14 protein-coding genes are annotated in these 13,967 nt (G+C 51.3%); 4 read left to right on the forward strand and 10 right to left on the reverse strand.

Annotated features, from left to right (window positions below; all coding sequences use genetic code 11):
- Positions 1-143: 143 nt before the first annotated feature.
- A complete protein-coding gene (locus NYE48_RS13910) occupies positions 144-995 on the forward strand; it encodes an AraC family transcriptional regulator (RefSeq protein ID WP_340999089.1) in 852 nt (283 codons plus the stop codon).
- 139 nt (positions 996-1,134) lie between these two features.
- Here NYE48_RS13910 and NYE48_RS13915 read toward each other — a convergent pair whose 3' ends face one another.
- The 6 genes from NYE48_RS13915 to codB form a co-directional block, all read right to left on the reverse strand.
- Complete coding sequence (locus NYE48_RS13915) at positions 1,135-1,518, reverse strand: cupredoxin domain-containing protein (protein ID WP_212952231.1); 384 nt, start codon at positions 1,516-1,518, stop codon at positions 1,135-1,137.
- Between the two features lie 57 nt (positions 1,519-1,575).
- Positions 1,576-1,770 carry a twin-arginine translocase TatA/TatE family subunit gene (tatA, locus tag NYE48_RS13920; RefSeq protein ID WP_340999090.1) on the reverse strand — a complete coding sequence of 65 codons (195 nt, stop codon included), beginning with the start codon at positions 1,768-1,770 and terminating at the stop codon, positions 1,576-1,578.
- Between the two features lie 71 nt (positions 1,771-1,841).
- Complete coding sequence (locus NYE48_RS13925) at positions 1,842-3,521, reverse strand: GMC family oxidoreductase (protein ID WP_341000658.1); 1,680 nt, start codon at positions 3,519-3,521, stop codon at positions 1,842-1,844.
- Between the two features lie 67 nt (positions 3,522-3,588).
- Positions 3,589-4,377, reverse strand: coding sequence for a gluconate 2-dehydrogenase subunit 3 family protein (locus NYE48_RS13930; protein ID WP_340999091.1), 789 nt, complete (start codon positions 4,375-4,377; stop codon positions 3,589-3,591).
- 431 nt (positions 4,378-4,808) lie between these two features.
- Positions 4,809-6,077, reverse strand: a complete 1,269-nt coding sequence (locus tag NYE48_RS13935) for a cytosine deaminase (protein WP_212952234.1) — start codon at positions 6,075-6,077, stop codon at positions 4,809-4,811.
- Entirely contained in the window at positions 6,046-7,323 is a 1,278-nt protein-coding gene (gene codB, locus NYE48_RS13940; RefSeq protein WP_340999092.1) for a cytosine permease, read from the reverse strand. The genes NYE48_RS13935 and codB overlap by 32 nt, the downstream gene beginning before the upstream one ends.
- 519 nt (positions 7,324-7,842) lie before the next feature.
- Between codB and NYE48_RS13945 the strand changes: the two genes are divergently transcribed.
- Positions 7,843-9,144 (forward strand): IS1380 family transposase, encoded by a 1,302-nt coding sequence (locus tag NYE48_RS13945; protein WP_120463466.1) that lies wholly within the window; start codon positions 7,843-7,845, stop codon positions 9,142-9,144.
- Positions 9,145-9,319: 175 nt separating this feature from the next.
- Here the strand turns inward: NYE48_RS13945 and NYE48_RS13950 are convergent, their stop codons facing one another.
- Positions 9,320-10,036, reverse strand: coding sequence for a MerR family DNA-binding transcriptional regulator (locus NYE48_RS13950; protein ID WP_340999093.1), 717 nt, complete (start codon positions 10,034-10,036; stop codon positions 9,320-9,322).
- Positions 10,037-10,189: 153 nt separating this feature from the next.
- Here NYE48_RS13950 and NYE48_RS13955 point away from each other — a divergent pair, with 153 nt between their 5' ends.
- Both NYE48_RS13955 and NYE48_RS13960 read left to right on the forward strand, forming a co-directional pair.
- Positions 10,190-10,876 (forward strand): DUF6273 domain-containing protein, encoded by a 687-nt coding sequence (locus NYE48_RS13955; protein WP_340999094.1) that lies wholly within the window; start codon positions 10,190-10,192, stop codon positions 10,874-10,876.
- 52 nt (positions 10,877-10,928) lie between these two features.
- The gene (locus NYE48_RS13960; RefSeq protein WP_340999095.1) at positions 10,929-11,837 is read left to right on the forward strand and encodes an RCC1 domain-containing protein; all 909 of its coding nucleotides are present in this window, start codon (positions 10,929-10,931) and stop codon (positions 11,835-11,837) included.
- Positions 11,838-11,899: 62 nt separating this feature from the next.
- On the opposite strand, the gene NYE48_RS13965 is transcribed toward NYE48_RS13960, so the two are convergent.
- The 3 genes from NYE48_RS13965 to NYE48_RS13975 are packed head-to-tail and all read right to left on the reverse strand — an operon-like array spanning position 11,900 to position 13,065.
- Positions 11,900-12,244, reverse strand: a complete 345-nt coding sequence (locus tag NYE48_RS13965; RefSeq protein WP_340999096.1) for a hypothetical protein — start codon at positions 12,242-12,244, stop codon at positions 11,900-11,902.
- 6 nt (positions 12,245-12,250) lie between these two features.
- Positions 12,251-12,661: an SHOCT-like domain-containing protein gene (locus tag NYE48_RS13970; RefSeq protein WP_340999097.1), complete on the reverse strand. Its 411-nt coding sequence runs from the start codon at positions 12,659-12,661 to the stop codon at positions 12,251-12,253.
- Positions 12,662-12,699: 38 nt separating this feature from the next.
- On the reverse strand, positions 12,700-13,065 hold the full coding sequence (locus tag NYE48_RS13975; protein ID WP_212952241.1) for a DUF2089 domain-containing protein: 366 nt from the start codon (positions 13,063-13,065) through the stop codon (positions 12,700-12,702).
- Between the last annotated feature and the right edge of the window lie 902 nt (positions 13,066-13,967).

Here is a 13,967-nt window from a genome sequence, read left to right on the forward strand (position 1 = left end):
ATTATAGGAGAACGGCCGGAAAGCGGAATGTGCGGTAGTCTTAAAAACATGTCATATAGTACGATCAAGCACAGCCTATATGTTCTTTGATATAATAGTTAAAATGACGAATGTCATACGGTAGAGGTGATACGGAGATTCCTATGGATGAAAACATGATGAACATGAGTATAATCAACGATCTCTCGGAGTATATTACTCTCCGCATGAGCTCCTATTTGGAGCAGAGTCACGATAAGCACTGGATCGAACACAAGTCCCATCCCGATTACGACCTCTGGTTCATTCAATCGGGTTCCGTGAAGGTGACGATCGACAAGTGCGAACATACGGCGGTCCCGGGAGACGTGGTGTTTTTTTATCCCGATATGCCCTATATCGCATCAACGACCGAAGACGTATGCCGGTTCATTTACATTCATTTCGAGTTCGGCATCGGAGAACAAAAGCGAATTCTGGGCGAGTTTCCACTCCCGGGTATCGTGCCGGGCGAGCTGATCCGGGAAGAAGCAGCGTTGTTCACCAAAGCTTATCGTCGGTTGAAACAGGGCAGCGGCATCCCAGGGAACCGACTCTATTTAAAGGCTTGCCTCCTCGCCGTCATCGCGAAGATCGTCGAGCTTCACGGGCAAGGCGCTTACACCGGTGCGTTTCTCAACGGCAGGAAACCGAGAAAAACCGAAGGAAGCTTGGATGTGCTGCAGGATGTATTCCAATACGTGGATGCGAACTTGCACCGTTCCATACGGATGAACGAACTCGCGGCGATTGCCGGCGTTTCCGAAAAGTATTTTATCTCCTACTTCAAGAAAAACGTGGGCATCACGCCGGGGCAGTATATTTCCCAAATCAAAATGAATCGGGCAAGAGACTATCTCTACGAAAAAAAATACACGATCCAACAAATTGCAGGTTTCCTCGGCTATCCTGATCCGTTCACATTTTCGAAAGCTTTCAAGAAATATTACAACGTGCCTCCTTCGAAATTCGAGTAGCCGCGTTTCATCGGTACAACGCATCTCATCCCGTGATCATTGCCGTTTTTGCGTTCTCTCGTTGCAATCGGCAAATACAAATTGGTATAGACCATACAAAAAAGCCGCAACAATGCGGCTTTTAAGCGTTTAAGCATGCTTATTCAACAATCAGGGTTCCCTTCATGTCGCTGTGTCCGGCTCCGCACATGACGGAGCAGTGGAATTCATGCTCCCCGGCCTGATCGGCGGTAAATTCGGCCGAGCCCGGCTGCTGCAGGTCCACGTTGAAATCCGGAATGGCCAGGCCGTGGTTTCCATCTTTGTTCTCCAGCGTAATTTTGACTTTCTCGCCTTTTTTGACTTTGATCTCCGAAGGCTCGAACTTAAAGTTTGACGCCGTCACCTTGATTTCTTTCACGCCGTCCGATCCGCCCGAAGACGAAGACCCGTCCGACGAGCCGCCTCCTTTTCCGCTGCTTCCGCAGGCGCTTAGTACCAGAACAAGCATTAACGTAAGTCCCATCAGCATCCATTTTTTCATGTTACATCCCTCCAGATGAAATCATTAAGTTGCCTTTGTCGATGCATACAAATCATTCTAAAGCTCTTGCCGGGTGCGCTCCGCTTCCTGCTTCTCATCCTCCTCTTCCGTCAGCTGCCGGGCGGAACTGCGGAATTCGTGAAGCGTCGTTCCCACCGCCCTGCCAAGCTGCGGCAGCTTGGACGGCCCGAACAGCAAGAGGGCGAGCAGCAGCAACAGCAACAGCCCCGGTATTCCGATCGTTGAAAGCATGGTCCATCCCTCCTTTCCAAGGACGTTATATCAATTCGTAAGACGATCGGAAGCATGAGGCACTGAGCCGTTCAGACAAGCATGCCTCCCTGTTTCAAATATTTCTGGATCCCTTCTGCCGCCCTGTAGGCGAGCGCGCCGACGGTATCGGTCGGATTGTATCCGCTGTTGTGCGGGAATGCCGAAGCACCCACGACGAACACGTTTTCCGCTTCCCACATCTGCAAATAGCTGTTCACGGCGGACGTGTCAGGGTCCGAACCCATAATAACGCCGCCTGTGTTGTGGGTAGATTGGTAAGGGACGATATTATACGGGTCCAACTTATCCTTGATCTCCATATGGGAAGGACCCATCTCCTTCATGACCTCACCCGCCTTGCCGGCCACAAATTTCGTCAGCTCCCGGTCCTGGTCCTCAAAGTCAAACGTAATCCGCAGCAGCGGTTTGCCGTAAATGTCTTTATAGGTCGGATCGAGATCCAGGTAATGGTGCTTCCAGGGGAGGCTTGCCCCCTGCGTCGCGACGGTCAGCACCCGGTTGGCATATTTCAGCGTGGTTTCCTTCCACTTCTTGCCCCAGGTCGGCGTGCCTTGCGGCGCCGGATTGTTCTCGATCGGACGCAGGCCGTTTTGGCTGATCCGGATGCCTGCCCCGTGCAAAAACTTCAGATCGGAGTGATCGAAATTGTCCCCGTTGAAGTCGTCGAACTCCATGCCGAGCGCTCCGGCTCCCATGAACGTGCTGAACTCTTCGTCATCGTAAAAGCCGACTGCATGCCCGGAGTTGACCTGATATGCGTAATTCCGGCCGATCGTTCCCCGTCCGGTCTTTCGGTCGTAGGGCGTCCCGAGCTTGGAGTTCAGCAGCAATCGCACGTTGTTCAGCACGAAGCTGCCGAGAATGACCACGTCCGCCGGCTGGGTCACCTCTTCCCCGGTCACTGTGTTGATGTACACCACGCCGGTCGCTTTTTTGCCGTCATGAAGAATTTCCGTCACGTTCGAAAACGTGCGCACTTCCAGCTTGCCGGTGGCCATCGCCGTCGGGATGACGGTCACGACAGGGTCGGCCTTGGCGCCGTATTCGCACCCGAACCGCTCGCAATAACCGCAGTACTGGCAGGCTGCCCGGGAGATGCCGTCGGGATTTTTATAGTTCTCGCTCAGGTTGGCCGAAGGGATCATATACGGATGGTATCCGAGCTTCTTCGACGCCTCTTCGAACCTTTGCAAAATCGGCGTTTTCTTCATCGGCGGGGTCGGAAACGGATTGGACCGTTTGCCAAGCATCGGATTGGCTTCCGATTCCCCGGAAATGCCGGCCATCTGCTCAAACTTGTCGTAATACGGTTCGATTTCGTCATACGTGATTCCCCAGTCCTGCAGCTGCATGCCCTCGGGAATTTTGCCTTTTCCATACCGCTCCACCGTCTTGCTGAAGATCTCAAAATCATATGGAAGAAAGCGGTGCGTCTGCCCATTCCAGTGCGTCCCGGCACCGCCGAGCCCGTCCCCCAGCAGAAAGGAGCCGTAGCTGCGCATCGGCAGCGCCCTCATGGATTCCGAATTGCGGAACGTGATCGTTTCCTTGGACAGATCCTGCATCAATTCAAAACGCCGCGCATACCGGAGCTCGTCATGATCCATGAAATAATCCTCCGTGCTCCGGTTCTTACCGCGCTCCAGTCCGACGACCTGGATGCCCGCTTTGGTCAGCTCGGCCGCAATAATGCCGCCGACCCAGCCCATTCCAACAATAACCACAGGTACTTTAGGTAATTTGGCCACGTCTGATGTCCCCTTATATCCGTGAAATTTATTCGCTCATGTGAGCCTGCAGGCTTTTCGGCTGGATCTTGACCAGCCCTTCCTTCGTAATCTGCTGAGCATAGCTCATTTGGTTGCCCGGAAAATTGCGCATCTTCCATCCGTTCATATTCCGGTTGCCGCCATAGAGCGGATCCGCGTAGACCCCTTCGATCGTCAAATTCCTCAGCATGTTGAAGAAACTGCTGCTCTTTACCCCGCGCATGGGGAAATGGTCTCCTTTCTCCATGGCGGCCAGCACTTCATCCTGCTGCTGGGCCTCAAGCTCCGTAAAATCCTTTTGATGCTTTTGCCGGCAGTAGCTTTTCAGCCCTTCCAGCCCCAGCGTGAACATTTCGTTGCGCTTCAGGCGCGACTGTTCTCCCTGCGTTGCCTGGGCTTGGACGAAAGGACCCATCATATAGTCCCGCGCGTTATAACCCCAAGGGCCTGCAAGCTGATGATCAATAAAAAAGGCCACGCCCAGCGCCTTGGCACCGGGACCGTTCTCATCTTCGGGATAAATCCGTTCCACGGCCGCTTCGGTCATTTTAAACTGCTCCTGATTAAAAAACATCAGCGCATCCTGCAGCGAAGCTTCCGGCTTGTTGCTGGCCGGCGCGGGCGCGGGGGCATGATTTTTCTCCAGACTGTCCGTCAAGACGCCCCCGAACACGCCGCCGACGACCAAACCGCCCAGCGTCATGCCCGAGGCTTTCAAAAATTTCCGCCGGGATTCATCCAGTTGTTTTGACCGGGCCGGCTTGCTGTTTTTTCTCAGTTTCAGTCCTGGCAACATGATCCCTCCGATTATGAATATTGTGGATACAATAATTAACACCACTGCGAATGAGTTACCCAAAATTTCTCTGTATTAAACGGTAGCATCTGACATGAGCTGTCATATCGGGACCAAATGCCTAGCAAGACGCCGCCTGCGATTTTCAAAAAACGCCCTGCTCTGCGTGAATGAGCGCGCACGCCGCCTGCTTCGGTTTCGGCAAGACCCGTCCCGTTTAGGACGCAAAAAAGGCCGCAGTGATGCGGCCATTCAACCCGTATGCTTCTCATCCGAAACGAATGTATTTATCCGTTTTTTAACGCACTAAAAATCCCCTCATGCGTGACAGGAGGATTTCGCGTTCACGCGATCCTTGTTACCCTGTCAGCCATGAGGGGATGTTGGTTTAATGCGAAGGCTCTGCTTGATGCAACCCGCGCTTCATTCGGTTATTTATTGAAAGTGATTTTCTCCGGACCGCCCTCAAGCACGATCGACGTGTCCCGCGGCTTCGTTTCCGCGATTTTGCGGCCGCCTCTGAACGAATAAAGCACTGCCGCCTGTTTGCGTACGGCTTCATATTCGTTTTCTGCTTCGAGAACGATGAAGTTGGCCGGCTTGCCTTCTTCAATGCCGTACGCATCCTCGATATGCAACGTTCTTGCGCTATTTTTCGTAATAAGGTCGATCGAATTCACGATTTGATCGTAACCGAGCAGCTGCGAAGCATGGATGCCCATGTGCAGCACCTGGAGCATGTTGCCCGTGCCTAGCGGATACCATGGATCAAAGATGTCATCGTGCCCGAAGCACACGTTGAGCCCGGCTTCCTGAAGCTCTTTGACGCGCGTCAGCCCTCTTCTTTTCGGATAGGTGTCGAAGCGGCCCTGCAGGTGGATGTTAACCAAAGGATTGGAGACGAAATTCAGGTCCGCCATCTTCAGCAATCTGAACAATTTGTACGTATAAGCATCATTGTAGGATCCCATCGCCGTCGTGTGGCTTGCGGTCGTCCGGGAGCCCAGCCCGCGTTCGTAGGCTTCTTTGGCGACGACTTCCACGAAACGGGATTGCTCGTCGTCGATTTCGTCGCAATGGATGTCGATGAGACGGTCGTATTTTTCAGCGAGATCAAACGCGACCTTCATCGAATCCACGCCATACTCCCTCGTGAATTCGAAGTGCGGTATGCCTCCGACCACGTCAACGCCCATTTTCAGCGATTCTTCCAGCAGTTCCGCGCCGTTCGGGTAGGAGTGAATGCCTTCCTGCGGAAAAGCGACGAGCTGGATATCGATGTATGGCGCCATCTCTTCTTTGACTTCAAGCATCGCCTTCACTGCGGTCAAGCTTGGATCGGTGACGTCCACATGCGTCCGCACATGCTGGATGCCCTGCGCGATCTGCCACTTCAGCGCCGTTTTGGAGCGCGTTTTGACGTCTTCGTGCGTCAGGAACGCCTTGCGTTCCGACCAGCGCTGGATGCCTTCGAAGAGCGTTCCGCTCAAATTCCATTCCGGCTCGCCGGCCGTCAGCGTAGTATCCAGATGAATATGAGGTTCAATGAACGGCGGCAGTACAAGCGATCCGTGAACGTCCATGATTTCATCGTCCGCCGTTGGTTCCAGCGATTGCGTGATTCGTTCAAACTTCCCGTCCTTCACGACGATATTCCATAAGCCTTCTTTACCCCGCAATTTTGCGTTCTGTATAATCATTTGAATTCCCCTTTTCTTTTGATTCTTTGGCAGGAACGATCAGCATCAACACGATGTAAACCACCGCCGTGCCGATCAGTGCGTTCAATGGCGTTACTCCCGGAGCCAACTGGGCGAAAGCTACGCCGATGGCCCAAGCGGCCATCGCTATCCAGTTTACCTTCTTAAAAGCCATATCGGCAAAAGGTTTATAGTTTCTCCGCTTCACAACGAAGAAGTCGGCGACGATGATCGCCCCGATGGACGGGATCGCCGCGCCCAGCACATTCAGAAACCCGACGAAATTGTTGTACATCCACATGGCAAATACGGTACCTACGATGCCGTTCACAACGACGAAAAACTTTTTCGAAATTTTCGTGATGTTGGCGAAGCCCAGCCCGGAAGCATACAGGGCATTATCGTTGGTCGTCCAGATATTCAGCCCCAGAACGATGATCGCCGGAACGATCAAACCTTGCAGGAACATGACCTCCGAGATATCCGCCAGGTTATAAGCCATTGCGCCCACCGCACCGAACAGGAACATGAGCGAGTTCCCCAGGAAAAACGAGATGACCGTCGCGATCACCGCCTGCCGGGACGTCCGGGAAAACCGGGCGAAATCGGGCGTCAGCGTTCCGCCGCTAATAAATGACCCGATACAAATGGTCAACGCTGCCGCAACCGTCAGCGCCTGCGACGGCGTGTAATCGAGCAAGCCTTGCAGGCCGCCCAGTGAATTTGCTCCCTCGAACATCGAATACCCGCCGAGAATGGCAATGGCCGGAACCGCAATATAGCCCAAAATGACGAGCGACTTCATGCCGAAGATGGCGGACGCCGTCATGGCGAGACCAAACAAGAAGATCAGCAGGTATACGTTCCAATCCATCGCCCTCGCGACCGGAACCGCGAACATGGCCACGCCGACGCCGAACCATCCGACCTGCGTGAAGCCAAGCAGGAACGAAGGAAGGTACGACCCTTTCTCACCGAACGAATATTTTGCCAGCAGATGCGTTGAGAGGCCCGTTTTGGCGGCGATATGTGCCAGCGCTCCCGTATAGATGCCGAGAACCAAATTTCCCGCAAGCACAATTCCGATGAACTCCATGAACGTCAAGCTGACTCCCAGCGTCCCTCCTGCCAACATGCTTGCCGAGAAGAACGTGAACGCCAGCATGACGGAAAATGTCTTCAAAAAATTGTTTCTCTGCGTTTTCGGTACCTCTTGCCACGAAAACTCTTGATCTTGTTTGCTCATCAGAATACCTCCAGCTTCAAGTTTCCTGATACCAAAAAAGCAGAAAAAAGAGGCTACTCGTCAAGTTTCAAACTGACAAAGTAGCCTCTTTTTTTACATCATAACCCGCGCGAAGACACAGAGCATCCCCCTGACGGAACATGCACCGATTCACGCGTGATTATAAACATCCGCTGCCCTTGCCAGCCTCTCTGGACTGATTTAAAGGTACCAGTATTCAATTACATTCTATTATTTTGGAAAAACCCGCGGATGTCAATGTCATTATTATCCAATGGTACTGTAAACGAAAGTGACCTGCAAGCTCTCAAAGCAATTTAATAACAAATGCCCCGGGCCATCCTCGGAAAATCCTCCGCAAACTTGTCGCAGCTTCAGAGAGCAAATGCGGCCCTTTTATAAGTATTCAACCTGAATTTCGAAAGTAACATCGTCTGAAAAACAAGAAAAGGGCTCCAATTCTTTGGTAGAATGGTGTTTGTCCAGAACATCACCTACAAAGAAAGGAGCACCTTTTAGATGAAGTCTACCACACCCGTCAGCAAAATCAAGACCGAATTTACCTTGCAAAACGCCTCAAATGTTGGAGGAAGCAAAATCTTTCTGGAATATCTCGAAAAAATCAAGCTCGGTAAGGCTTTGCAGAATTTAAATTGTACCAAGCAAGGCAATTCCCTGTTCCCTGTTTTCCGCATCCTGCTCTATCTCATTGTCGGCTGGATACTCGGATGCGAACGCCTCTTTCATTTCCGCAGGCTGCAACATGACGCGCTCATCCGGCGGTTTCTCGGCGGGCGCTGTCCGCATCACACCCTGCTGTATAAGGAACTGGATCGACTCAGCAAGACCCGCCCAACCTTAACGCTGGATTTGCGAAAGCTGAATCAGCAGATTATTGCACCCTGTCTGCCTTCTGAACTCATCGTGGACCTAGACTCCACGGTAGAAACGGTATACGGTCACCAAGAGGGGGCGGCAGTCGGCACGAATCCCCACAAACCCGGACGTAAAAGTTACCATCCGCTGATGGCGTTTGAGGGCCAGTCGCGCCTGTGCCTGAATGCAGTACTGCGTGCTGGGAATACGCACGCTTCCACCGATGCAGCCGCCTTCCTCCGTCAGATCTTTGAGTTGCTTGGTGACCGTCCGGTAAAGTACGCCCGGTTTGACAAGGGATTTGGCGGCGAAGACTTCTACAGCCTATGGGAAGCCAAGCGAATCGGGTATGTCGGGAAATTGAAATGGACGCAGCGACTTCAGGCCGAAGTAGGGCGATGCCGCTACTGGAAGCGGTTTGTCGATGAGGATTGGGTCATCGAGGGGATCACCCTGATCTACCAAGCCACCTCATGGAAGAAACCGCGCCGCGTTGTGGTGATTCGTAAAGCGCAGGTGTTTGACGGCGATCAAGCTCGGCTTCTCCTCGATACGGACTGGCATTACGAAGCGATCGTCACCAATCTCGAGTGGGAGCCGATCGACCTTTGGCGCTTTTACAACCAGCGTTGCTGCATGGAGAACTATATCAAAGAAGCCAAACGCGGCTTTTCCATCGATCGAATCGCTACCGGTGACTTTACCGCTAATGAAATCGACCTGCTCATCAAGCTGCTCGCCTACAATCTCTACGAGAGATTCAAGCGAGACTGTTGCGAACCGGTCCATCAAGGGTATACGATTGCCCGGTTCCGTCTAGAGTTTTTCCACTGTGCAGCTACGATGATTCAGCATAGCCGACAAGTCGTTCTGAAACTGGCTAAAGATTTCGCGAACCGCTGCGCCTGGCAACGTATCGCCGCCAAAGTCGCTGCCTTAGAATGACGTTTACCACAAATTAACATGGAAACCGTTTAGCCCTGTCTTATGGGGAGGGGGAAAGACTACCCTCTTTTCAGAATCGTCGCGTAATCCACTGGGTATTTCCCTGTTTATTACAGTTGTTGCCTACTAATCCTGCTACAAACTGGCCACCATTATGGGCTTTCGAAATTCAGGTTCAATTTTCGTCTCTTCTTTGCAAAACGTCGATATATTTCATCATTTCGGATATGCCGTTCATTTGATTTTTCAATTGGTCATCCAGCCGTTGCAAAGCCATTTTGAAGGAGCGTTCAATTGCGGCGAGATCGTGCGTCTCTAGAGCTTCAAGCAATTGCTTCATGCTTTCGATAAAATAAACGGTTTTTCTTAAACTGCTTAGCACAATAATCTTTTTTAACTCTCGGGACGTAAAGGCCCTATAACCGTTCTCCGGATTCCGCATAGAGCGGATAAGCCCTTCCTTCTCCCAATGCCGGATCGCGGATGGGTTGACGCCTGCGATCGCGGCGACCTCCCCGATTTTCATCTCTTCCGTGACCTGCACATTCCTGTACTTGGAGAAGTCGGTTTTTTGAACCAGGCTCATGATCTCTTCCAATCGTTGTTTCTCGGCTTGGATGTTGTGCTGTTGTAAGTTGATTTTCCACAAAGCCTGTTCGACGCGTCCCTTTTTTAACAACCCCATGACGTCGTAGCTGACGGGAATGCCGAACCCCTTTTTTAAGGCACGCAAAGCTATAAATGCCTGAACATGGCACGGCGTATAGCATCTCCGATTGCCGGCCGTCCGTGGAACGTCGGGCACCAAGCCGAGTGTTTCATATCTTCTCAATGTGGTGGTGCTGACATGAAGTCTCGTGGCCATTTGTTTCGGCGTAAAGTTTCGGTCCATCGGCTGCACCTTCCTTAAAGTCAAACCCTAAAGTACGGCAACAATATTATAAGGAATCCCCTCCCTCCCCACAAGGACGATTGGCATATAAACCGAAATCTTGCATGAATGTTGTATGATCGGAGTCGGATAGAAAAATCAAGGAGGGAACTTATGGAAAAGGATCTTTTGGCCTTAACCTGCGGGAACACAAAGCCCGGCGGATTCATTACGTTCGGCAAGTATCCACAGACCGCAGACGGTATAGAACAGGAGATTGTATGGCGCGTACTTCAAAATTCAGGAAACGAGCTGTTTGTTTTGAGCGAATCGATTTTGGACTGCAAGAGGTACCACGGCCAAAGCACGGAATTGAAGTGGCGGGATTGCACGGAAACGACGTGGCATGACTGCGATTTGCGCGAGTGGTTGAATCATGAATTCTATGATGCGGCGTTCCATGCGGCCGAAAAGCGGCTCATCAAGACGACTTATTGCACCGGTAACGGAGAAGGCTGCCCGGATACCGGGGACAAAGTCTTTTTGCTAAGCGTTGACGAGGTCAAAGTTTTAACCGAAATTCACGGCAAGGGTTTGCTGCGCGCCGTCGGAACCGGTTTTGCCAAGACGAAAAAGCCCGACGGATGCAGCTTATATGTGTATGATAAATCAAACAAAGATAACTATATCATGCAAGACGGCGAAGAACTCGGCTGCTCGTGGTGGTGGCTGCGAACGCAAGGCAACAAGCCGACGCGTGCGTGTTTTGTAGGAACAGGCGGCAGTATTCGCAGTTATGGGAACAACAGTATCGGCGGTTATGGGGTGCGTCCTGCTTTAAGGATCCATCTTTCATGGTAAAGATGATGCATGAAATGATATAAACCAAGTCTTCTTTTCTAGGAGGTTAAACATGGATAATCGTTCACCGAAAGAAACCGCGTTAACAGTGAAACGGTGGCCTAAAGCTCCCCTGGCGGCGGGTCGTCGCCACAGCGTCGGCCTCCGAGCGGACGGCACGGTGACGGCAGTCGGCGATAATAAGCATGGTCAATGTGAGATGAAGGACTGGCGGGACATCGTAGCGGTCGCGGCGGGTAATGTTCATATGGCGACGAACACGGGCAATGCTCATACGATCGGGCTTCAATCGGACGGCATGGTGGTGGCCGCAGGTTGGAATAAGCATGGCCAATGCGAGGTAAGCGACTGGCGAGACATCGTAGCGGTTGCGGCAGGCTGGAGTCGTACCGTCGGACTTCAACAGGATGGCACGGTGGTGGCCGTGGGGCGGAATCTTGAGGGCCAATGCAACGTAAACGGCTGGCGTGATATCGTGGCAGTATCGGCGGGGGACTGGCATACGGTCGGGCTCGCCTCGAACGGCGCGGTGGAGACGGCTGGCAATAATCGGTACGGCCAATGCAATGTAAGCAGCTGGCGCAATATCGTGGCAGTATCGGCGGGGTACCTTCATACCGTCGGGCTTCAATCAGACGGCACGGTGGTCGGTGCAGGTTTGAGTAAGCATGGACAATGCAATGTAAGCAGCTGGCACGATATCGTGGCGATGGCGGCGGGTAGTCATCACACCGTCGGCCTGAAATCGGACGGCACGGTCGCGGCCGTTGGTTGGAATAAGCATGGCCAATGCGAGGTGAGCGGCTGGCGCGATATCGTGGCGATCGCGGCAGGTTGTGCTCATACTCTTGGCCTGAAATCGGACGGCACGGTGGTGGCTGTAGGAGATAACGAATATGGCCAATGCGATGTAACCGATTGGCATAGCATCCAACGGCCAGGCCATTCGTTTTTAAGGTGATGAATCCATATGGACATGAAAGCCATGCGCCGCCGTGCCCTCGCATGGCTTATACGCTCAAACTACAATTTAATAAATACTTTCGTGCCGTCCTTCGCTTGAACATCAACCAGAACCGTTCCTTTGCAACATTGCAGCTCCTGGACGAGCTGCCTGATCGCTTGCTTCGTGTTTCGGTCTTCGAGAATCGACAGCAGCAGCTCGATCCCGAACCGGCTGCCGTCCGGATCAAAATCTTCCTTTTGACTTGGGTGCGCACCTGAATTCCCGCCGTTTTTGTCTAGCCACCCCTTCATTTTGCGCTGGACAAAATTGGAGGTCAGGATGCCGCTCCCCATGCGCAGCACGGTATATGGGACTGGAATCGTAAGAGAGCCCTCTTTGCTCTTCACCTTCACAATCATCATGACTCATCACTCAATTACTATGGAGACGGTATCCTTTTCACCGGAACGGACGTCCACGATTTGCCCGTCGAGCTCGTTCTCGATGGCATCGATCAAGAGATGGATATCGATATCCTTCACATATTTCGCGGCCTGCGGAATATTGGAAGCGATGCTGTGCCCCGCTCCAAGAAAAGCCTTCAGCAGTTTAATCGGCAAATTGATGCTGACATTATCGTTATCTTGGGTTGTTACCCGTATTTTTAACGTTTTGTCTAAATAAGCGCCGGCATAGTCGGCTTTCCCAAGCACCTGCATGCTTGGCGAAGTAAGGGGCATTTGCTTTTCTTTTAGCGCGCTAATCAACTCTGAAGCCTTGTCTGAATCAATTTTGCCTTCCTGCATCATGGACAGCACTTTGCTGATTTCTTCTTTCATCGTTTTTTCCTCCTGAACGTTTTTTGGGCGCGATAGGCTTATTCGTCCTTCAACATTTTGACGGCTTCATCGGCGGTAATTTCGCCATTTTCCAGCATGGAAATGACCTTCTTCTCATCGACTTCCGGCTTCTTCCGCGTATCGTATCCGAGGGCCGCAATGACATCATTAAGCTTGCCGCGGACCGTCGGGTAAGATATGCCGAGCTCTTTCTCCACTTCCTTGATGTTGCCCCTGTTCACTAGAAAAGTGATGACAAAATGGAGCTGTTCGGGCGAGAGTAGAGCCAGCTTCGACAATTCGAACTTGTTCTCGATTGTCGTCCGGCAATGCCCGCATTCCAGCTTGACGGCGTGCAGCGGATGGTCGCATACGGGACACTGTGTGATGATGGGATATTTCATACGCTACTCCTTTCTTTTTTTGAATTATAAACCAGTAAATACCATTTGTAAATATAAGAAATCAATTTTATTAATCACGAAATTAATTTTGTTGATTTTACATGTTGCTATGATAAACATTTTAAAGCATTTGATTAAAAACAAAAATGTCCGAATCGGTCGTCTACCTCGCATAGTAAATAAAAAAACACTAAAGCAATACATGCTTTAGCCAGGCTGTCGAGAAACCCCCTGTTTTTTTGCAGGGGGTTTAAAATTGCCTCGTCGGTCACTGAAGTAGGGTTCTCAGAGCGCTTTAAATCGATTTTTATTTTAAAAGATATGATTCCCCATATAAAAAATAGAGTGTCGAAAAGTCCGTTGGACTTTCTCGACACTCTGACTAAAGCAATACATGCTTTAGCGTCATTATGGAACAAACAGGCTCTCAGCGCTAATTCATCATATGAAATTTGTCATAAACATTTGATCGAAGAAAGAAAAGGAATGCCTTGCTTTTCCAGCACGGAAAAGTCTGCATGTTAAAGCGAACGATGTTCCCAATCGAGCTGCCCCTTCCTCATTTTTGCAATCGGCCCCATGATGCTCATCATCGGTAAGACGTTAGGCGCTTATGTCCTTCCGGGACTTAGCCGCTCCTTCGAGTCGTGGCTTGTCAGCGTTCAAGGTACCGCCGCCACGGGCTGTCTGTACCAGAGCCAAGTTTTGCTTCAAAATTCATAGGCTCCTGGATCGGAATGTTGACTGCCTGCATTCACACGCCCGTTCGAGGTTTGTTTGTCTTGCCCAATAGAACCTTTAGGTGTCTACGGCACTTCAAAGTGCCTACTTTTCATAATTATCCCTAGATCTCATAATAAATTTAACGGTTATTAACCACATTTTGGAGTATGATTCGGTTT

This window comes from Paenibacillus sp. FSL M7-1455 (assembly GCF_038004655.1).
Lineage (GTDB): Bacteria > Bacillota > Bacilli > Paenibacillales > Paenibacillaceae > Paenibacillus_AQ > Paenibacillus_AQ cookii.

Coding starts and splice junctions, on each gene's coding strand:
- NYE48_RS13915 (WP_212952231.1), bottom strand. CDS start 1,518: ATGAAAAAATGGATGCTGATGGGACTTACGTTAATGCTTGTTCTGGTA.
- NYE48_RS13930 (WP_340999091.1), bottom strand. CDS start 4,377: ATGTTGCCAGGACTGAAACTGAGAAAAAACAGCAAGCCGGCCCGGTCA.
- NYE48_RS13955 (WP_340999094.1), top strand. CDS start 10,190: ATGGAAAAGGATCTTTTGGCCTTAACCTGCGGGAACACAAAGCCCGGC.
- NYE48_RS13975 (WP_212952241.1), bottom strand. CDS start 13,065: ATGAAATATCCCATCATCACACAGTGTCCCGTATGCGACCATCCGCTG.
- NYE48_RS13950 (WP_340999093.1), bottom strand. CDS start 10,036: ATGGACCGAAACTTTACGCCGAAACAAATGGCCACGAGACTTCATGTC.
- NYE48_RS13910 (WP_340999089.1), top strand. CDS start 144: ATGGATGAAAACATGATGAACATGAGTATAATCAACGATCTCTCGGAG.
- NYE48_RS13965 (WP_340999096.1), bottom strand. CDS start 12,244: ATGATGATTGTGAAGGTGAAGAGCAAAGAGGGCTCTCTTACGATTCCA.
- NYE48_RS13960 (WP_340999095.1), top strand. CDS start 10,929: ATGGATAATCGTTCACCGAAAGAAACCGCGTTAACAGTGAAACGGTGG.
- NYE48_RS13970 (WP_340999097.1), bottom strand. CDS start 12,661: ATGAAAGAAGAAATCAGCAAAGTGCTGTCCATGATGCAGGAAGGCAAA.
- tatA (WP_340999090.1), bottom strand. CDS start 1,770: ATGCTTTCAACGATCGGAATACCGGGGCTGTTGCTGTTGCTGCTGCTC.
- NYE48_RS13945 (WP_120463466.1), top strand. CDS start 7,843: ATGAAGTCTACCACACCCGTCAGCAAAATCAAGACCGAATTTACCTTG.
- codB (WP_340999092.1), bottom strand. CDS start 7,323: ATGAGCAAACAAGATCAAGAGTTTTCGTGGCAAGAGGTACCGAAAACG.
- NYE48_RS13935 (WP_212952234.1), bottom strand. CDS start 6,077: ATGATTATACAGAACGCAAAATTGCGGGGTAAAGAAGGCTTATGGAAT.
- NYE48_RS13925 (WP_341000658.1), bottom strand. CDS start 3,521: ATGGGCTGGGTCGGCGGCATTATTGCGGCCGAGCTGACCAAAGCGGGC.